Annotated in this window: 16 protein-coding genes and 1 tRNA gene; 8 read left to right on the top strand and 9 right to left on the bottom strand. The window is 68.1% G+C overall.

What is annotated here, in order from left to right:
* Positions 1-48: 48 nt before the first annotated feature.
* The 9 genes from ABZ471_RS31780 to dnaA all read right to left on the bottom strand — a co-directional run bounded on the left by ABZ471_RS31780 (position 49) and on the right by dnaA (position 12,849).
* Positions 49-125: transfer RNA gene (locus ABZ471_RS31780), tRNA-Ile, on the bottom strand.
* Between the two features lie 110 nt (positions 126-235).
* Complete coding sequence (locus tag ABZ471_RS31775; RefSeq protein ID WP_359071243.1) at positions 236-967, bottom strand: DUF3566 domain-containing protein; 732 nt, start codon at positions 965-967, stop codon at positions 236-238.
* Positions 968-985: 18 nt separating this feature from the next.
* Positions 986-3,580: a DNA gyrase subunit A gene (gene gyrA, locus ABZ471_RS31770; protein ID WP_359071241.1), complete on the bottom strand. Its 2,595-nt coding sequence runs from the start codon at positions 3,578-3,580 to the stop codon at positions 986-988.
* 42 nt (positions 3,581-3,622) lie between these two features.
* Entirely contained in the window at positions 3,623-5,704 is a 2,082-nt protein-coding gene (gyrB, locus tag ABZ471_RS31765) for a DNA topoisomerase (ATP-hydrolyzing) subunit B (RefSeq protein WP_359071239.1), read from the bottom strand.
* 374 nt (positions 5,705-6,078) lie between these two features.
* A complete protein-coding gene (locus ABZ471_RS31760) occupies positions 6,079-6,633 on the bottom strand; it encodes a DciA family protein (RefSeq protein ID WP_359071237.1) in 555 nt (184 codons plus the stop codon).
* Complete coding sequence (gene recF / locus ABZ471_RS31755) at positions 6,630-7,751, bottom strand: DNA replication/repair protein RecF (protein ID WP_359071235.1); 1,122 nt, start codon at positions 7,749-7,751, stop codon at positions 6,630-6,632. The genes ABZ471_RS31760 and recF overlap by 4 nt, the downstream gene beginning before the upstream one ends.
* Positions 7,752-7,804: 53 nt before the next feature.
* Positions 7,805-8,680: a phosphogluconate dehydrogenase (NAD(+)-dependent, decarboxylating) gene (gene gnd, locus ABZ471_RS31750; protein WP_359071233.1), complete on the bottom strand. Its 876-nt coding sequence runs from the start codon at positions 8,678-8,680 to the stop codon at positions 7,805-7,807.
* A gap of 131 nt (positions 8,681-8,811) precedes the next feature.
* Positions 8,812-9,942, bottom strand: coding sequence for a DNA polymerase III subunit beta (gene dnaN, locus ABZ471_RS31745; protein ID WP_359071231.1), 1,131 nt, complete (start codon positions 9,940-9,942; stop codon positions 8,812-8,814).
* Positions 9,943-10,857: 915 nt separating this feature from the next.
* Positions 10,858-12,849, bottom strand: a complete 1,992-nt coding sequence (gene dnaA, locus ABZ471_RS31740; protein WP_359071229.1) for a chromosomal replication initiator protein DnaA — start codon at positions 12,847-12,849, stop codon at positions 10,858-10,860.
* Between the two features lie 374 nt (positions 12,850-13,223).
* On the opposite strand from dnaA, the gene rpmH reads away from it, so the two are divergent.
* From rpmH to ABZ471_RS31700, 8 genes are all read left to right on the top strand, one after another.
* A complete protein-coding gene (gene rpmH, locus ABZ471_RS31735) occupies positions 13,224-13,361 on the top strand; it encodes a 50S ribosomal protein L34 (protein WP_005482975.1) in 138 nt (45 codons plus the stop codon).
* Positions 13,362-13,382: 21 nt separating this feature from the next.
* Positions 13,383-13,754 carry a ribonuclease P protein component gene (rnpA, locus tag ABZ471_RS31730; RefSeq protein WP_359071227.1) on the top strand — a complete coding sequence of 124 codons (372 nt, stop codon included), beginning with the start codon at positions 13,383-13,385 and terminating at the stop codon, positions 13,752-13,754.
* On the top strand, positions 13,751-14,116 hold the full coding sequence (gene yidD / locus ABZ471_RS31725; protein ID WP_359071225.1) for a membrane protein insertion efficiency factor YidD: 366 nt from the start codon (positions 13,751-13,753) through the stop codon (positions 14,114-14,116). Before rnpA ends, yidD begins: the two co-directional genes overlap by 4 nt.
* Before the next feature lie 3 nt (positions 14,117-14,119).
* Entirely contained in the window at positions 14,120-15,394 is a 1,275-nt protein-coding gene (gene yidC / locus ABZ471_RS31720) for a membrane protein insertase YidC (protein WP_359071223.1), read from the top strand.
* A 15-nt stretch (positions 15,395-15,409) separates the two neighbouring features.
* Positions 15,410-15,922: a R3H domain-containing nucleic acid-binding protein gene (locus ABZ471_RS31715; protein ID WP_359071221.1), complete on the top strand. Its 513-nt coding sequence runs from the start codon at positions 15,410-15,412 to the stop codon at positions 15,920-15,922.
* Between the two features lie 117 nt (positions 15,923-16,039).
* Positions 16,040-16,756: a 16S rRNA (guanine(527)-N(7))-methyltransferase RsmG gene (gene rsmG / locus ABZ471_RS31710; RefSeq protein ID WP_359071219.1), complete on the top strand. Its 717-nt coding sequence runs from the start codon at positions 16,040-16,042 to the stop codon at positions 16,754-16,756.
* 287 nt (positions 16,757-17,043) lie between these two features.
* On the top strand, positions 17,044-18,117 hold the full coding sequence (locus ABZ471_RS31705) for a ParA family protein (RefSeq protein ID WP_359071284.1): 1,074 nt from the start codon (positions 17,044-17,046) through the stop codon (positions 18,115-18,117).
* Positions 18,114-19,211, top strand: coding sequence for a ParB/RepB/Spo0J family partition protein (locus tag ABZ471_RS31700; RefSeq protein ID WP_359071218.1), 1,098 nt, complete (start codon positions 18,114-18,116; stop codon positions 19,209-19,211). The genes ABZ471_RS31705 and ABZ471_RS31700 overlap by 4 nt, the downstream gene beginning before the upstream one ends.
* Positions 19,212-19,223: the final 12 nt, after the last annotated feature.

The raw sequence follows: 19,223 nt of genomic DNA, 5'->3' as shown, positions 1-19,223 counted from the left end.
TGCGGATGCCAAAAACCCCCAGCCGCTACCGACTGAGGGTCTTTGTACTGGTGGGGCTAACAGGATTTGAACCTGTGGCCTCATCCTTATCAGGGATGCGCTCTAACCAACTGAGCTATAGCCCCGCCGCGCTCTGCGGTGTGTCCCGCGCGCTGACTCCTGAAGATTAGCGCACGAGGGGGGCAGTCCCAAAATCGGTTGTCGGGGGGCTGTCAGGAGAGCCCGGCAGGTGGCGTCACTCGTCCTCGGCCAGCGTCAGCTCGATGCCGCCGACGAAACCCGCGGACAGGTTGTAGATGAACGCGCCGAGGGTGGCCAGCGCCGTCGCGAGGACGACGTCGATCACCGCGATGATCGACGCGAACGTCAGCACGTGTGGAAGGGAGAGGAAGGCCTGCAGGTCGAAGCCGTTCGCCTCGTTGGAACCGGTCGCCTCCGAGATCGTGCCACCGACCGTCGAGAACACGCCCATCGCGTCCATGACCATCCACAGGACCGCCGAGGCGACGATCGTGCAGATGCCGAGCGCGATGGAGAGCAGGAAGCTGACCTTCATGACCGACCACGGGTCGGCCTTGGCGACGCGCAGCCGGGCCTTACGGGTCCGCGGCGCGGTCTTCGCACCCGTACGCGGCCGCCGTACGGCGCCGGCCGGAGCCTGCGCCGGATAGGCCTGCGGCGGATGGTAGGGCCCGGCAGACTGCTCGGAGCGGCGCTCGCCGGGCAGCGGGGACGCCTGCTGCCCCTCGGCCGGGCCCGGCTGGGTCTGCGAGCCTCGGGTGTCCGTCACAGTTCCCCCCTGGGATCCATGCGTGTCGGGCGAGGACGAGTCGGCCGGGCCGGCCTCGATCTTGCGCAGTTGGGTCGTGTGCGGGTCCGCCGCACGCGCGGCGGAGCCACGGCCGCCGCCGTCCGTTTCCGTACCCGTCGAGGTACCGGCCGATCCGGCGCCCGTGGCTCCGCTCACGATGACTCTCTCCTCGTGCTACTCGGCCGAGGGCGCCTCACCCTCGTCCGTGCCGGTGGTCGCGGCACCCTCGGCGGTCTCGTCCACGGCCACGTCGCCGTCGACTTCCTCCGCCTCGCGCCCCGCCTCGGCGTTACGTGCGATACCGACCACGGCATCGCGCTTGCCCAGGTTGATCAGCTGGACGCCCATGGTGTCACGGCCCGTCTCCCTGACCTCGTTGACTCGCGTACGAATCACACCGCCGGACAGGCTGATGGCGAGGATCTCGTCGTTCTCCTCGACAATCAGCGCGCCGACGAGTGAGCCGCGGTCCTCCACGATCTTGGCGGCCTTGATGCCGAGGCCGCCGCGACCCTGGACGCGGTACTCGTCGACGCCGGTCCGCTTGGCGTACCCGCCGTCCGTCGCAGTGAACACGAACGTACCGGGTCGAACAACATTCATCGAGAGGAGTTCGTCGCCCTCGCGGAAACTCATCCCCTTGACACCGGAGGTGGCACGGCCCATCGGGCGCAGAGTGTCGTCCGAGGCGGTGAACCTGATCGACTGAGCCTTCTTGCTGATCAGAAGGAGATCGTCGTCGGCCGAGACCAGTTCGGCGCCGATCAGCTCGTCATCGGAACCGTCCTCGCGCTCGCGCAGGTTGATCGCGATCACACCACCGGAGCGGGGCGAATCGTAATCCTTCAGAGGCGTCTTCTTGACCAGACCGGCCTTCGTGGCCAGCACCAGGTACGGCGCCGCCTCGTAGTCACGGATCGCGAGGATCTCGGCGATCGCCTCGTCCGGCTGGAAGGCCAGCAGGTTCGCCACGTGCTGCCCGCGCGCGTCCCGGCCGGCGTCCGGCAGCTCGTACGCCTTCGCCCGGTACACCCGGCCCTTGTTGGTGAAGAACAGCAGCCAGTGGTGCGTGGTGGAGACGAAGAAGTGGTCGACGATGTCGTCTTCCTTCAGCTTCGTACCCCGTACGCCCTTGCCGCCGCGCTTCTGCGCCCGGTAGTCGTCCGTCTTCGTCCGCTTGACGTAGCCGCCGCGCGAGACGGTGACGACGATGTCCTCCTCGGCGATCAGGTCCTCGATGGACATGTCACCGTCGTAGGGCACCAGCATGGTCTTGCGGTCGTCGCCGTACTTCTCGACGAGCGCGGTCAGCTCCTCGCTGACGATCCCGCGCTGGCGGACCGGCGAGGCCAGGATCGCGTTGTACTCGGTGATCTTCGCCTGCAGTTCGTCGTGCTCCTGGACGATCTTCTGCCGCTCCAGGGCGGCGAGCCGCCGCAGCTGCATCTCGAGGATGGCGTTGGCCTGGATCTCGTCGATCTCCAGGAGGTCCATCAGGCCCGTACGCGCGATCTCGACCGTGTCACTGGCCCGGATCAGCGCGATGACCTCGTCGATGGCGTCCAGGGCCTTCAGCAGACCGCGCAGGATGTGGGCGCGCTCCTCGGCCTTGCGCAGCCGGAAGCGGGTCCGGCGGACGATGACCTCGATCTGGTGCGTCACCCAGTGGCGGATGAACGCGTCCAGCGACAGCGTGCGCGGCACGCCGTCCACCAGCGCCAGCATGTTGGCGCCGAAGTTCGACTGCAGATCCGTGTGCTTGTAGAGGTTGTTCAGGACGACCTTGGCGACCGCGTCCCTCTTGAGCACGATGACGAGACGCTGACCGGTGCGGGACGACGTCTCGTCGCGGACGTCGGCGATGCCGCCGATCTTGCCGTCCTTCACCAGGTCGGCGATCTTCTGCGCGAGGTTGTCGGGGTTCGTCTGGTACGGCAGCTCCGTGACCACCAGGCACTGGCGGTTCTGGATCTCCTCGACCTCGACGACCGCGCGCATGGTGATCGAGCCGCGGCCCGTGCGGTACGCCTCCTCGATGCCCTTGCGGCCGACGACGAGCGCGCCGGTCGGGAAGTCCGGGCCCTTGATGCGCTCGATGAGCGCATCAAGAAGCTCCTCGTGGGTGGCCTCGGGGTTCTCCAGGTACCACTGGGCGCCGGCCGCGACCTCGCGCAGGTTGTGCGGCGGGATGTTGGTGGCCATGCCCACTGCGATACCGGCCGAGCCGTTGATCAGCAGGTTCGGGAAGCGGGCGGGCAGGACGGTCGGCTCCTGGGAGCGGCCGTCGTAGTTGTCCGTGAAGTCGACGGTCTCCTCGTCGATGTCGCGGACCATCTCCATCGACAGCGGCGCCATCTTGCACTCGGTGTAGCGCATGGCCGCCGCCGGGTCGTTGCCCGGAGAGCCGAAGTTGCCGTTGGAGTCCACCAGCGGCATCCGCATCGACCACGGCTGGGCGAGCCGCACCAGCGCGTCGTAGATCGAGGAGTCGCCGTGCGGGTGGTAGTTGCCCATGACGTCGCCGACGACACGGGCGCACTTGTAGAAGCCGCGCTCGGGGCGGTAGCCGCCGTCGTACATCGCGTACAGAACGCGGCGGTGGACGGGCTTGAGGCCGTCCCGGACGTCGGGCAGCGCACGGGACACGATGACGGACATCGCGTAGTCCAGGTACGAGCGCTGCATCTCCGTCTCGAGCCCGACGGGCTCGATGCGCACGATCGCGTCGCCGCCCTCTTCAGGGGTGACTGGAGTGTTCTCGTCGGCCATTGCTGGTGAAGATCCTTCCTGGTGCGGTCAGCTGAGACCGACTCAGATGTCGAGGAACCGGACGTCCTTGGCGTTGCGCTGGATGAACGCGCGGCGGGCCTCGACGTCCTCGCCCATGAGGACCGAGAACAGGTCGTCGGCCTGGGCGGCGTCGTCGAGGGTGACCTGGCCGAGGACGCGGTGCTCGATGTCCATGGTGGTCACGCGCAGCTCCTCGGCGTTCATCTCGCCGAGGCCCTTGAAGCGCTGGATCGAGTCCTCCTTGACCCGCTTGCCGCGCTGGCGGCCCATCTCCAGCAACGCGTCGCGCTCGCGGTCGGAGTACGCGTACTCGACCTCGTCCCGGCCCCACTTGATCTTGTAGAGCGGGGGACGGGACAGGAACACGTGCCCGGCCTCGACCAGCGGCCGCATGAAGCGGAACAGGAAGGTCAGCAGCAGGGTGTTGATGTGCTGGCCGTCGACGTCGGCGTCCGCCATCAGGATGATCTTGTGATAGCGGAGCTTCTCGATGTCGAAGTCCTCGTGCACACCCGTGCCGAACGCGGAGATCAGCGCCTGGATCTCCTGGTTCTGCAGGATCTTGTCGATCCTGGCCTTCTCCACGTTGAGGATCTTGCCGCGGATCGGGAGGATCGCCTGGTACTGCGGGTTGCGGCCGGACTTGGCCGAGCCGCCGGCGGAGTCACCCTCGACGATGAAGATCTCGCACTTGGTGGGGTCGTTGGACTGGCAGTCCGACAGCTTGCCCGGCAGGGACGCCGTCTCCAGCAGACCCTTGCGGCGGGTGAGGTCACGGGCCTTGCGGGCCGCCACGCGCGCGGTGGCCGCCTGGATGCCCTTGCGGACGATGTCCGCGGCCTCGACCGGGTTGCGGTCCAGCCAGTCGTTCAGGTGCTCGTAGACCGCCTTCTGCACGAAGGTCTTGGCCTCCGTGTTGCCCAGCTTGGTCTTCGTCTGGCCCTCGAACTGCGGCTCGCTCAGCTTGACCGAGATGATCGCGGTCAGACCCTCACGGATGTCGTCACCGGTGAGGTTGTCGTCCTTCTCGCGCAGCAGCTTCTTGTCGCGGGCGTACTTGTTGATCAGCGAGGTCAGCGCGGCACGGAAGCCTTCCTCGTGCGTACCGCCCTCGTGGGTGTGGATGATGTTCGCGAAGGAGTAGACGCCCTCGCTGTAGCCGCTGTTCCACTGCATCGCGACCTCGAGGGACAGGCTCTTGTCCCTGTCCTCGGCCTCGAGGTCGATGATCGTGGGGTGCACCACGTCTCCCTTGCGGGAGTTGAGGTACCGCACGTAGTCGACGATGCCGCCCTCGTAGTGGTACGTGACGGCCTTGACCTCGGCCTTCTCGTCGGCCCCCGCCTCGTCCGCGCCGCTGGTGGCCTTCGCCTCCTCGCGCTCGTCAGTGAGTTTGATCGTCAAACCCTTGTTGAGGAACGCCATCTCCTGGAAGCGCCGCGACAGCGTCTCGAAGGAGTACTCGGTGGTCTCGAAGATCTCCGGGTCGGCCCAGAAGGTGACCGACGTACCGGTCTCCTCGATCGCCTCGTGCTGGACCAGCGGAGCCGTCGGCACGCCCATCTTGTAGTCCTGCGTCCAGCGGAAGCCGTCCGTCCTGACCTCGACGGCGACCTTCGTGGACAGGGCGTTCACGACGGAGACACCGACGCCGTGCAGACCACCGGAGACCGCGTAGCCGCCGCCGCCGAACTTGCCGCCCGCGTGCAGCACGGTCAGCACGACCTCGACGGCCGGCTTGCCTTCGGACGGAACGATGCCCACGGGGATGCCACGGCCGTTGTCGACGACACGCACACCGCCGTCGGCGAGGATCGTCACATCGATGGTGTCCGCGTGCCCGGCCAGCGCCTCGTCGACCGAGTTGTCGACGACCTCCTGCACCAAGTGGTGCAGACCACGCTCACCGGTGGAGCCGATGTACATGCCGGGTCGCTTGCGGACCGCGTCCAGCCCTTCGAGCACGGTGATGGCGCTGGCGTCGTACGAGGCAGAGGCCACGGCGGACTCCGGGGCCTCGCCGCTCACGCCGGCGTCGGTGGACGGGATGTTCTCGTTGGGGTTGCCGGAATCGGCCACGAAGCGCCCTTTCTGGCACAGCACGAGCCGGGCTCGTCGGCGGGTTGCCGGAGCGGCTGCGGCATGTTGCGTTGGTAAGCCTTGATCAGCGTTGCTCAGCTTTTCCCGGGCGGTCCCCACGATTGGGGCGGGATTGACCTCCAGTCTACCGGTAGCGCCGACAGTGATGGGGGTTTGCCGGTACCTGAGTCCTCATGTGCCGCCCTCAACCGGTCTCCGCCGGGTCCCGATATATGGAAGGGGGCTCCAAGCGGCTCACAGCGCCACTCAGCGCTTCGCCCCGTCAACCCTTGGCTACTGGGGGGTCAGCTCGTGATCGACGGGGAGAAAGCTCGTGATCGACACCGGGTCTCGGGCGTACGACGGCACGCCGGATCACTCGCAAGACGTGAGGTACGTCACCCGTAGGTGTCGCCGGGACCCGTGCTCCCCGGAGCGCGCAACGGGCCGTACCGGCGGGCCGGACCGCCGGGACCGTGCACCTTGAGCAGGCGGACCGTGCCGTGGCCGAGATCCTCGTTGAGCCGCGCGACCAAGGTCGGGGCGAGCAGCCGCAACTGGGTCGCCCACGCCGTCGAGTCACACTGCACGGACAGCACGCGCTCGTCCTCGTCGTAACGCTGCGGCACGCAGTGCTTGGCCAGGTCCTCGCCGACGATCTGCGGCCAGCGGCCCATGACACCGCCCACCGCGGCCGGGGTCTCCCAGCCACGCTCGTTGATCAGCCGGTTGATCGCGGCACCGAGCGCCATCGGGTCGCGGCCATCGGCGCGCGCGCCGGAGCGCAGGCCACCGCCACGCCGCGCCTGCTTCTTCTGCCGCGCCGCGTCCCCACGCGCGCGTGCCTGCTCCTTCGCGGCGCGCAACGCCACGCGCGCAAGATCCACACCGGACGGTTCCGGAGACCCCTTCGGGTTCTTCTGGTCCCCCGAGGTGGGTTCGTCGGTGCTCATACGCGCTCCACCGTCCCACCGGCCACCGCATAGCGAGCACCGACCAGCACATCCGGTACGTCGTCGTCCACAGCGGCGGTGACCAGCACCTGCTCGCCGGGCGCGACCAGCTCGGCCAACCGCTCACGACGGCGGGCGTCCAGCTCGGCGAAGACGTCGTCCAGCACCAGCACCGGCTCGTTCCCCTCCGCGCGCAACAGGTCGTACGAGGCCAGGCGCAGGGCGAGGGCATAGGACCAGGACTCGCCGTGGGAGGCGTACCCCTTGGCGGGCAGCTGACCGAGTCTGAGATTCATATCGTCCCGATGCGGTCCCACCAGGGTCACGCCCCGCTCGATCTCCTGCTTGCGCGCCTCCGCCAGGGCCGCCGTCAACTGGGCGTAGAGATCCTCGCGCGTGTGCGCCTCACCGGGCGCCGACGGCTTGTACTCCAACGCGAGCGGACCGCCACCGGGGGCCAGCTGCTCGTACGCCTTGTCGGCCAGCGGCTGCAGCGCCGCGATGAGATCCAGACGCTGGGCGAGCAGCTCGGCGCCCGCGCGCGCGAGGTGCTGGTCCCACACATCGAGCGTGGACAGGTCCATGGAGCGCCCGCCGTGCCGGCGCGCGAGAGCGGCCGTCTTCAGGAGCGTGTTGCGCTGCTTGAGCACCCGCTCGTAGTCGGAGCGCACACCCGCCATGCGCGGGGACCGCGCGGTGATCAGCTCGTCCAGGAACCGGCGCCGCTCACCGGGATCACCCTTGACCAGCGCGAGATCCTCCGGCGCGAACAGCACGGTCCGTACGATCCCCAGCACGTCCCTCGGCCTGACCTGCGAGGACCGGTTGATACGGGCACGGTTGGCCCGGCCGGGGTTCAGCTCCAGCTCGACCAGCTGCTGCCGCTCGCCCTGCCTGACCTGCGCCCGGATGACGGCCCGCTCGGCACCCATACGGACCAGGGGCGCGTCGGAAGCGACGCGGTGGCTGCCGAGAGTGGCCAGATAGCCGACCGCCTCGACCAGATTGGTCTTGCCCTGGCCGTTCGGGCCGACGAAGGCGGTCACACCCGGGTCGAGCGGGACCTCGACCCGGGCGTACGAGCGGAAGTCGGCCAGCGAAAGATGCGTGACGTGCATGGTCGTTCGCCGACCTCCCCCAGGGGTTGTGGATCGCGGAGCGACCCTGTGGATTACTTCTTCTCTACGGCGTGGCCGCCGAACTGGTTGCGCAGCGCGGCGATCATCTTCATCTGCGGCGAGTCCTCCTGGCGCGAGGCGAACCGGGCGAAGAGCGACGCGGTGATCGCGGGAAGCGGCACCGCGTTGTCGATGGCGGCTTCCACAGTCCAGCGTCCCTCACCGGAGTCCTGTGCATAACCGCGCAGCTGGTCGAGGTGCTCGTCCCCGTCCAGAGCGTTCACCGCGAGGTCCAGCAGCCAGGACCGGATGACCGTGCCTTCCTGCCAGGAACGGAAGACCTCGCGGACGTTCTCCACGGAGTCGACCTTCTCCAGCAGCTCCCAGCCCTCGGCGTAAGCCTGCATCATCGCGTACTCGATGCCGTTGTGGACCATCTTCGCGAAGTGCCCCGCGCCGACCTTGCCGGCGTGCACCGCACCGAAGTCGCCCTCCGGCTTGAGCGCCTCGAAGACCGGCTGCACCTTGGCGACGTTCTCGGCGTCACCGCCGTACATCAGCGCGTACCCGTTCTCCAGACCCCAGACGCCGCCCGAGACACCGCAGTCGACGAAACCTATGCCCTTGGCGGCCAGCTCCTCCGCGTGCCGCTCGTCGTCCGTCCAGCGGGAGTTGCCGCCGTCCACGACCACGTCACCCGGCTCCAGCAGTTCGGCCAGCTGGTCGACGGTGGCCTGGGTGGGCTCGCCGGCCGGGACCATCACCCAGACCACTCGGGGACCGCTCAACTTGCCCACAAGGTCTTCCAGGCTGTGGACATCCGCGAGGTCCGCGTTGCGGTCGTACCCGATGACGGTGTGGCCCGCGCGGCGAATCCGCTCGCGCATGTTGCCGCCCATCTTGCCGAGGCCGACGAGACCGAGCTCCATCAGTTGTTTTCCTTAGGTTGCTGTGTGGCGTGCGGGGCACCTGCGTACCCGGTCCGAGCCTAGTCCCGGCCCCTCACGCACAGCTGTGGGCATACGCGCTCATACGTATGCCCTCACCTGGGGCTTTGGCCTCAGCCGCTCAGCCGCACCGGCATGATCAGGTACTTGTAGGCCTCGTCCGCCTCTGCGTCCAGGGCGGGCTTGCCACTGAGCAGCGCCGGCTTCGTGGACGTCGTGAACGACAGCTGGGCCACCGGGGAGTCGATGGCGCTCAGGCCGTCCAGCAGGAACGTCGGGTTGAAGGCGATCGAGATGTCGTCGCCGTCCAGCTGCGCATCCACCCTTTCCACAGCCTGTGCGTCGTCGCTGGAGCCGGCCTCCAGGATCAGCACGCCCTGCTCGAAGCTCAGCCGCACCGGGGTGTTGCGCTCGGCGACCAGGGCCACACGCTTGACGGCCTCCACGAAGGGGGCGGTCTCGATCACGGCGACCGAGTTGAACTCCGTCGGGAACAGCGTCCGGTACTTCGGCAGGTCGCCCTCGAGCAGCCGCGTGGTCGTACGACGGCCGGCGCCCTCGAAGCCGATCAGGCCCTCACCCGCGCCCGAACCGGACAGCGCGAGGATGACACTGTCACCGCTCGTCAGCGCCTTGGCGGTGTCCTGGAGCGTCTTGGCGGGCACCAGGGCCACAGCGGAGACGTCCGGGTTCTCCGGCTTCCACAGGAACTCGCGGACCGCGAAGCGGTAACGGTCGGTGGAGGCCAGGGTGACCGTGTCGCCCTCGATCTCGATACGCACACCGGTGAGGACGGGCAGCGTGTCGTCACGGCCGGCGGCGATGGCCACCTGGGACACGGCGGCCGCGAAGACCTCGCCGGGGACGGTGCCCGTGGCGTTCGGCATCTGCGGCAGCGCCGGGTACTCCTCCACAGGCAGGGTGTGGAGTGTGAACCGCGAGGAGCCGCAGACCACGGTCGCCCGTACACCGTCTGTGGAAATCTCCACCGGGCGGTTGGGGAGGGCGCGGGAGATGTCGGCGAGCAGGCGGCCGGAGACGAGGACCGTGCCCTCCTCCTCGACCTCGGCCTCGACGCTCACCTTCGCGGAGACCTCGTAGTCGAAGCTCGACAGGCTCAGCTGGCCGTCCTCGGCCTTCAGCAGCAGGCCGGCGAGGACAGGCGCCGGCGGACGGGCCGGGAGGCTGCGTGCAGCCCACGCCACTGCCTCCGCGAGTACGTCGCGTTCCACCCGGATCTTCACCGTAAGCCGCCTCCTGCTGTTGCTACTGAGTCCTCCGACTCGGTGTCACCGCCCACTGCGAAGGGCAGGACACCGGGGACCAGTCTGACGCACCGCACTGACAGTAGGTGCCTGTCGGGGTCAAGTCGCTCCGAGGGGCAGCCGGGCTCGAGACGGCGAGTTGTGCACAGGACCCGCTTCGAAACGGATTCCCAGCTCTCTCTAGTTGGGAGTAGTAGTAGGGCCTGTGGATACCGTGGATAACCACGTTTTCCCAGCTCAGAGCAGGAATTTTGTCCACTGGTCCTGTGGGTGAAGGCGGTGGACAACTCGGGGTCTCTGTGGAGAACAGAAAGTTCTGCACACACCGCCCACAGCCTGAGGGCAGTTCTCCCCAGCTGCGTCCCCAGGTTTACCCACGTTTCCCACACCCCAATCCGGCATCTTCGTGTGACGGCTTTCACTCGACGCGGTGAGGAGGTGCGTCGTGTTGCCGAACAGTGGACAGCCATGTGGAGAAGCTGGGGATCGCTGGGGACAACCGGCCCCAGCCTGTGGGCCGGCGGTGGACAACTTCGTACACAGCCTGTGGATCTCCGCTTCGTCCACAGTCTGTGGAGATCGTTCGTCCACGATTCCACAGGGTGCTGAGCTGGGCGGACACCGCATCCCCAGGCTCCCTGTGGACGCAGTTCGGGACAACTTCACAGTCCCCAGGATGTGGACGGAAAAAAGTCACCCAATCTGTGGAGAGTGGCCGTAACCAGGCACCTAATCGAACACCGGGTGGCCGAGGAGGGGCGGCGGCGAGCGCGGGACGGGGCGGCGACGAGCCGTCGGCAGGCCACGACGACGGGCGCCGGCGGCCGCCCGGGACACGAAAAAGCGCCCCCGGGAGATCCCGGGAGCGCCCTCGGTGCCGTTCTGCGGCCGGTGTCAGCCGTTCTTGATGCGGTTCGTCAGCTCGGTCACCTGGTTGTAGATCGAGCGCCGCTCGGCCATCAGCGCGCGGATCTTGCGGTCGGCGTGCATGACGGTCGTGTGGTCGCGGCCGCCGAACTGGGCGCCGATCTTCGGCAGCGACAGGTCGGTCAGCTCACGGCACAGGTACATGGCGATCTGCCGGGCGGTGACCAGCGCGCGGCCGCGCGAGGTGCCGCACAGGTCCTCCACCGTCAGCCCGAAGTAGTCGGCGGTGGCCGCCATGATGGCCGGCGCCGTGATCTCCGGGGCGGAGTCCTCGCCGCCGGGGATCAGGTCCTTGAGGACGATCTCGGTCAGACCCAGGTCCACCGGCTGCCGGTTGAGCGAGGCGAACGCGGTCACCCGGATCAGCGCGCCCTCCAGCTCACGGATGTTCCGCGAGATCCGGGAGGCGATGAACTCCAGTACCTCCGGCGGGGCGTTGAGCTGCTCCTGCACCGCCTTCTTGCGCAGGATCGCGATGCGCGTCTCCAGCTCGGGCGGCTGGACGTCGGTGATCAGGCCCCACTCGAAACGGTTCCGCAGCCGGTCCTCCAGCGTGACCAGCTGCTTGGGCGGCCGGTCGCTGGAGAGCACGATCTGTTTGTTGGCGTTGTGGAGCGTGTTGAAGGTGTGGAAGAACTCCTCCTGCGTCGACTCCTTGTCCGCGAGGAACTGGATGTCGTCGACCAGAAGGATGTCCATCTCGCGGTAGCGCTTGCGGAAGCTGTCGCCCTTGCCGTCGCGGATGGAGTTGATGAACTCGTTGGTGAACTCCTCCGAGCTGACGTACCGGACGCGCGTGCCCGGGTAGAGGCTCCGCGCGTAGTGCCCGATGGCGTGCAGCAGGTGCGTCTTGCCGAGCCCCGACTCCCCGTAGATGAAAAGGGGGTTGTACGCCTTCGCAGGCGCCTCGGCGACGGCCACCGCGGCCGCGTGCGCGAACCGGTTGGAAGCGCCGATGACGAACGTGTCGAAGAGGTACTTCGGGTTCAGCCGCGCCGTCGGCTCAGTGGGACCGCTCGCCGGCGCGGGCTTGGCGCCCAGCGGACCGGGCCCGCCGCTCCCGCCGGCCGAGGGCAGGGCCGGGCGGCCGGGGCCGCCGCGGTGCACCGGGCCGGCGCCGGGCGGTTGTTCGGGCAGTTCACGGCGGACGGGATCGCGCTGGTCGTACTCGGCGCGCGGAGCGTCGTAGTCCGGGCGTGCGTCGTACTCCGGCCGGTCGTACTCGGGGCGGTTGTAGTCGGGGCGGTTGTAGTCGGAACGGTCGTAGTCCGGGCGCGGGGCGTCGTACTCGCCGCGCTGCTGGTCGTACGACGGGCGCTCCCCGCCCTTCGGGCGGTAGTCCTGGGACGGCGGGCCGTAGGTGTCCTGCCCCGAGGAGCCGTAGTTGTCCTGCGACGGCGAGGCGTACGGGTCGCGCTCGGGGAAGCCGAGGCGCGGCTGCTGCCAGCCGTACTCGTCCTGTCCGGGCCGGGGCCAGGCGCCGGGCTCGGGCCGCTGGTACTCGGAGGGGTAGGCGGGCCGGGCGGTCGGCAGCTGGTCCCCGCGGGACGGGGGCTCGCTGCCCGGAAGCGGGTCGGCGGCACGATGGCGGCCGTAGCCCTCGTACGGTCCGGAGGGCAGCTCGGGCTCCTCGTAGCGCGACTGCTGCGGGGAGGCGGGTGCCTGCGGGGCCGGCGGCTCGCCCACGGAGTCGTCCACGGTGATCGCGATGCGGATGGGGCGGCCGCACTCGCGGCTCAGCGTCTCGCTGACGATCGGTGCGAGACGGCCTTCCAGTACGCCTTTCGCGAATTCGTTCGGTACGGCGAGCAGGGCGGTGTCCGCGACCAGCGCGAGCGGCTGGCAGCGCCGGATCCAGTGCTCGTCCTTCGCCTCGACACCCTGTCCGCGGCCCTCGCCGAGGAGCTGCTCGAGTACTCGTGGCCACACTGCGGCAAGATCGGCAGGTACGTCAGCCACAGGGCACGCTCTCTCGCAGGTCCCACGAACGTGTGGTTCGAGGACGGGTCGGGATGAAAATCGGGTCGGGCGGGGATAAGGGAACGAATCGGAGTTCAGCCACGGTAGTCAGCGTGGCGGGTGCGGTTCAAGTTGTTGTCCCCAGCCTGTGGATAGTGTCTCTCAGTGACCCTCGGTTTGACCGGATGGCGTAGCCCCGCGTACCGTAACCAGGTCGAGTTGTCGATGGCTGCTGCCGCCTGCCTCCGATGGGCACAGATCACTTCAGGTGATCGGGAAGCGGTGCACTCGGGCGTGACGCGAGCTACTCGTGGGCGCACGGTGACAGCCAGGACGGCACCCCGCCACTACCGATTTATCTCTGGAGCCCCCGAGTGAGCAAGCGCACCTTCCAGCCGAACAACCGTCGTCGCGCGAAGACCCACGGCTTCCGCCTGCGGATGCGTACCCGTGCCGGCCGCGCGATTCTCGCGAACCGCCGTAGCAAGGGTCGCGCCAGCCTGTCCGCCTGATCCTGATCAGGTCATGACGTCGTGCTGCCTACCGAGCATCGGCTGAGGCGGCGCGAGGACTTCGCGACCGCGGTACGACGGGGTCGTCGGGCAGGCCGCCCGACTCTCGTCGTCCACCTTCGTAGCGGTGCCACGGACCCGCACGCGCCAGGGGAGAGCGCTCCCCCGACGCGTGCGGGTTTCGTCGTGAGCAAGGCTGTGGGTGGAGCGGTCGTGCGCAACAAAGTGAAGCGCAGACTGCGCCATCTGATGCGTGACCGAGTCGCCCTCTTTCCCCCCGGTAGCCTGGTAGTCGTACGAGCGCTGCCCGGATCGGGCGACGCAGACCACGCACAGCTGGCCCGAGACCTGGATGCCGCCCTCGAGCGGCTGCTGGGAGGGGGCGCGCGATGAAGTACCCGCTGCTGGCTCTGATCAAGCTGTACCAGTGGACGATCAGTCCGTTGCTGGGGCCGGTGTGCAAGTACTACCCGTCGTGCTCCCACTACGGCTACACGGCCATCGACCGGCACGGTGCGATCAAGGGAACGGCTCTGACCGCCTGGCGCATCCTCCGGTGCAATCCGTGGTCGCTCGGCGGTGTGGACCATGTTCCGCCGCGCAAGCGCCCGCGGTGGCACGAAATGCTGCGTAACGCTTGGCGCGCACGCAAGGGCGGGACCTCCGCCGCCGAACCGGCCATCGAGGAGAAGCCTCATGCCGAGCTTCCCCCGAGCCCGGCCGCAGAGACCTCGTCCCATGCCCAAGGAGCATGATTAGTGGACACGATTGCCAGCCTCTTCAGCTTCATCACGACACCTGTCTCCTGGGTCATCGTCCAGTTCCACACGGTGTACGGCGCCATCTTCGGCCCCGACACCGGGTGGGCCTGGGGCCTGTCGATCGTGTCCCTGGTGATCCTGATCCGCATCTGCCTGATCCCGCTTTTCGTGAAGCAGATCAAGGCGACCAGGGCCATGCAGACGCTCCAGCCCGAGATGAAGAAGATCCAGGAGCGCTACAAGAACGACAAACAGCGTCAGTCCGAAGAGATGATGAAGCTGTACAAGGAGTCGGGTACCAACCCGCTCTCCTCGTGCCTTCCCATCCTGGCGCAGTCGCCGTTCTTCTTCGCCCTGTACCACGTGCTCAACGGCATCGCGTCGGGCCAGACCATCGGCGTCATCAACGCGTCGCTGCTGGAGAGCGCCCGTAACGCGCACATCTTCGGGGCCCCGCTCGCCGCGAAGTTCAAGGACAGCGCCAGCACGATCGAGGCGCTGGGCGCCTCGGTCACCGACGTGCGTGTCGTGACCGTGGTCATGATCGTTCTGATGTCGGCGTCGCAGTTCTACACGCAGCGCCAGCTGATGACGAAGAACGTCGACACCACGGTGAAGACGCCGTTCATGCAGCAGCAGAAGATGCTGATGTACGTCTTCCCCATCATGTTCGCCGTCTTCGGTATCAACTTCCCGGTCGGTGTCCTCATCTACTGGCTGACCACCAACGTGTGGACCATGGGCCAGCAGATGTATGTCATCCACAACAACCCGACCCCGGGTTCCAAGGCTCAGGCCGCCTACCTGGAGCGCCTCACCAAGCACGTCACGCACCACGGCAAGGTCCGTCGCCGGAGCGAGAAGACCATCGTCAAGGCGATCGTCGCCAAGGGCCGTGACCGCAACGAGTTCGAGCGTAAGTTCATCAACGGGCTGACCAAGGCGGGCCTCTCGGCCCAGGCCGACGGCACCGTGGTGCAGGGCGAGAGCCAGACCGTGGTGCAGACCGAGGACGGTACGACGACCGCCGCCGCCGCTGCCCGGCGTCAGCAGCCCAAGCGCCAGTCCAAGGCCCAGCGCCAGTCCGGCGGGACCAAGCAGGCGGACGACGACACGCCGGCCACCTCGCTGGAGAAGTCCGAAGAGCCGCAGGACGACAAGCCCGCCGCTGCCAAGCAGCCCCAGAAGCCCGGCTCCGGCACCCGCAGCAAGGCCCAGTCCGGCCAGCGCAAGGGTGGCCCGCAGCGGCCCAAGTCCCCGTCCAAGAAGTAAGAAGGAGCCCATCCCGTGACGGAAGGCACCACCTCCGCTGCTGCCGAGGGTGCAGACACCCTCTCCCGCCTGGAGCAGGAGGGTGAGATCGCGGCGGACTACCTGGAGGGTCTGCTGGACATCGCCGACCTCGACGGCGACATCGACATGGATGTCGAGGCCGACCGCGCCTCCGTGTCGATCATCAGCGACAGCGGCAGCCGCGACCTGCAGAAGCTGGTCGGCCGGGACGGCGAGGTGCTGGAGGCACTTCAGGAGCTGACGCGTCTGGCCGTGCACCGGGAGACCGGCGACCGCAGTCGGCTGATGCTCGACGTCGCGGGCTACCGGGCCAAGAAGCGCACTGAGCTGTCCGAGCTGGGCGCCAAGGCCGCCGCAGAGGTCAAGAACACCGGCGAGCCCGTGAAGCTCAAGCCCATGACCCCCTTCGAGCGCAAGGTCGTGCACGACGCGGTCAAGGCCGCGGGACTGCGCAGTGAGTCCGAGGGCGAGGAGCCGCAGCGGTTCGTCGTCGTACTTCCCGCCTGATCGGACCCTCACGTTTCACCGGCCCCGTCTGCCCGCAGACGGGGCCGAACTTTGTCAGCCTGGTAGTTCTGGTGGCCGGTGCGCGAAGCGCCGGCGCTGTACGGAAGGACGGTCCCCGTGACGGAGGCAGCGGAGCTTCCCCCCGCGCCCGAACAGGCGCGGGAAGTGTTTGGTGATCGCTTCGCCGATGCGGTCCGCTATGCGGAGCTGCTCGCCGAGGCGGGCGTGCAGCGTGGCCTGATCGGCCCGCGCGAGGTGCCCCGTCTCTGGGAGCGGCACCTGCTGAACTGTGCCGTCCTCTCGGAGGCGGTCCCCGAGGGGGTGACGGTGTGCGACGTGGGCTCGGGCGCCGGCCTGCCGGGCATTCCCCTGGCTCTGGTCCGGGACGACCTGAACATCACCCTGCTGGAGCCTTTGCTGCGGCGTACGAACTTCCTCACCGAGGTCGTCGAGCTGCTGGGCCTGGACCACGTCACCGTGGTGCGGGGCCGGGCCGAGGAGGTCATGGGCAAGCTGCCGCCGGTCCACGTGGTGACGGCCCGTGCCGTGGCTCCGCTGGACCGACTGGCCACCTGGGGTATTCCGCTGCTGCGCCCCTACGGCGAGATGCTCGCGCTCAAGGGTGACACCGCCGAGGAGGAGCTGAAGGCGGCGGCCACCGCGCTCAGCAAGCTCGGTGCGGTGTCGACGTCCATCCTGCATGTGGGCGAGGGTGTGGTGGATCCCCCCTCCACGGTCGTACGGGTCGAGGTGGGAGAGAGTCCAGGGGGTGTGCGCTTCGCGGCCAAGCGGGCGAAGGCGGCTCGTGCAGGGCGGGCTCGGCGTCGTCGTTGACCGGTGAGATCGACGTCTCTGATCCGTCCTGACGACGAGACGTACTCCACACAAGCTGCCAAACCTACGCGACCCGGAGTGTCGCGAAGGTCCGGTCGCCGTCGCTGTGCATCGTGTTTCACGTGAAACGTCGCTCACTGCTGCACGGCATCATCAGTCGGGGCCGCGCTGCGGCCGAACCGCGCGACCGGAAGCCTCTCGGCTCACTCAGAGAGGCACCGGAGTTGTCCACAGAGGTGGATTTCTCCACAGAACACCAGGCCTCACTGGTTCACGACCCCGAAGACATGGGAGGCTCTGTTCATTGCGAGCCTGAAGTCGAGGAGAGTGAATCCTTGCGGTCCGACGCCAACATCGCGGGACCGATGACCGATCCGGTCCCCGGTCCCCGTACCGAATCGATGGGGGCGGATGTTTCACGTGAAACACCATCCCCGATGGACGACACTCCCATCGGTCGTGCTGCCCAGCTGGCAGTGGAGGCTCTGGGGCGCGCCGGCGAAGGCCTGCCGCGCCCGGAGCAGACCCGAGTCATCGTGGTCGCCAACCAGAAGGGCGGCGTGGGCAAGACGACGACGACCGTCAATCTTGCCGCTTCACTGGCTCTGCATGGTGGCCGTGTCCTGGTGATCGACCTCGACCCGCAGGGCAACGCTTCCACGGCGCTGGGGATTGACCACCACGCCGAAGTTCCTTCGATCTATGACGTTCTGGTGGAGAGCAAGCCTCTCGCCGAGGTCGTCCAGCCCGTCCCGGATGTCGAAGGTCTCTTCTGTGCTCCCGCCACCATCGATCTTGCCGGCGCGGAGATCGAGTTGGTGTCCCTGGTGGCCCGGGAGAGCCGGCTCCAGCGCGCGATCCAGGCGTACGAGCAGCCGCTGGACTACGTCCTCATCGACTGCCCGCCGTCGCTGGGCTTGTTGACGGTCAACGCGCTCGTCGCGGGCCAGGAGGTCCTCATCCCCATTCAGTGCGAGTACTACGCGCTGGAGGGCCTGGGCCAGCTGCTACGCAACGTCGACCTGGTGCGGGGCCACCTCAACCCCACCCTGCATGTGTCGACCATCCTGCTCACCATGTACGACGGCCGGACGCGTCTCGCCTCGCAGGTCGCGGAAGAGGTGCGTACCCACTTCGGTAACGAGGTGCTGCGGACGAGCATCCCCCGCTCCGTCCGTATCTCCGAGGCGCCGAGCTACGGGCAGACGGTACTGACTTACGATCCTGGTTCGAGCGGTGCCCTCTCCTACCTTGAGGCGGCCCGAGAGATCGCGCTGAAGGGCGTCGGTATCAGCTACGACGATACCCAGGCCCACATCGGCGCCCAGAACGACCCGAGCATGGTGGAGGGGATCCAGTGAGCGAGCGACGGAGGGGGCTGGGCCGTGGACTCGGCGCGCTGATCCCTGCTGCCCCGACCGAGAAGACCCCGGCTCCGGCGGCGATGGGCGGCGTGTCCACGTCCCCGGCAGCGGTCCCGGTGCTGACGACCGACCGCGGGGTGGCCGCGGCGAAGGTGGCCACGCTGCCGCCGGTTTCCCCGGAAGCCGAGGAGCCCTCGGTGAGCCCTGTCGGGGAGGAGCCTGCTGCTCCGGTGGGCGCCCACTTCGCGGAGATCCCCCTCGACTCCATCACGCCGAACCCGCGCCAGCCGCGTGAGGTCTTCGACGAGGACGCGCTGCAGGAGCTGGTCACCTCCATCCAGGAGGTCGGTCTCCTCCAGCCCGTCGTCGTACGACAGCTGGGTCCCGCTCGCTATGAGCTGATCATGGGCGAGCGGCGCTGGCGGGCCTGCCGTGAGGCCGGTCTCGAGGCCATCCCGGCGATCGTCAGGGCCACTGATGACGAGAAGCTCCTTCTGGATGCGCTGCTGGAGAACCTGCACCGGGCGCAGCTGAACCCGCTGGAAGAGGCGGCCGCCTACGACCAGCTGCTGAAGGACTTCAACTGCACCCACGATCAGTTGGCGGACCGCATCGGACGCTCCCGTCCGCAGGTCTCCAACACCCTGCGGTTGCTGAAGCTGTCGCCGGCGGTCCAGCGAAGGGTCGCTGCCGGGGTTCTCTCCGCCGGGCACGCCCGTGCCCTGCTGTCCGTGGACGACTCGGAGGAACAGGACCGGCTGGCCCATCGGATCGTGGCCGAGGGCCTCTCGGTGCGGGCCGTCGAGGAGATCGTGACCCTGATGGGGTCGCGGCCCCAGACGCCGCAGCGGGCCAAGGGCCCGCGGGCCGGTGCCCGGGTCTCCCCGGCGCTGAGCGAGCTGGCCACCCGCCTGTCGGACCGCTTCGAGACCCGGGTGAAGGTCGACCTCGGGCAGAAAAAGGGCAAGATCACCGTCGAGTTCGCCTCCATGGAGGACCTTGAGCGGATCCTCGGCTCTCTCGCCCCGGGCGAGGGGCCGGTGCTGCAGAAGGGTCTCCACGACGGCGAGTCCGAGGAAGAGGACGACTGATCCTCGGGCGGT

It is taken from the genome of Streptomyces sp. NPDC005728 (assembly GCF_040630895.1).
Classification (GTDB): domain Bacteria; phylum Actinomycetota; class Actinomycetes; order Streptomycetales; family Streptomycetaceae; genus Streptomyces.
Note: the sequence above shows the minus strand (reverse complement) of the source record. Positions and strands in the feature narration are given on the sequence as shown.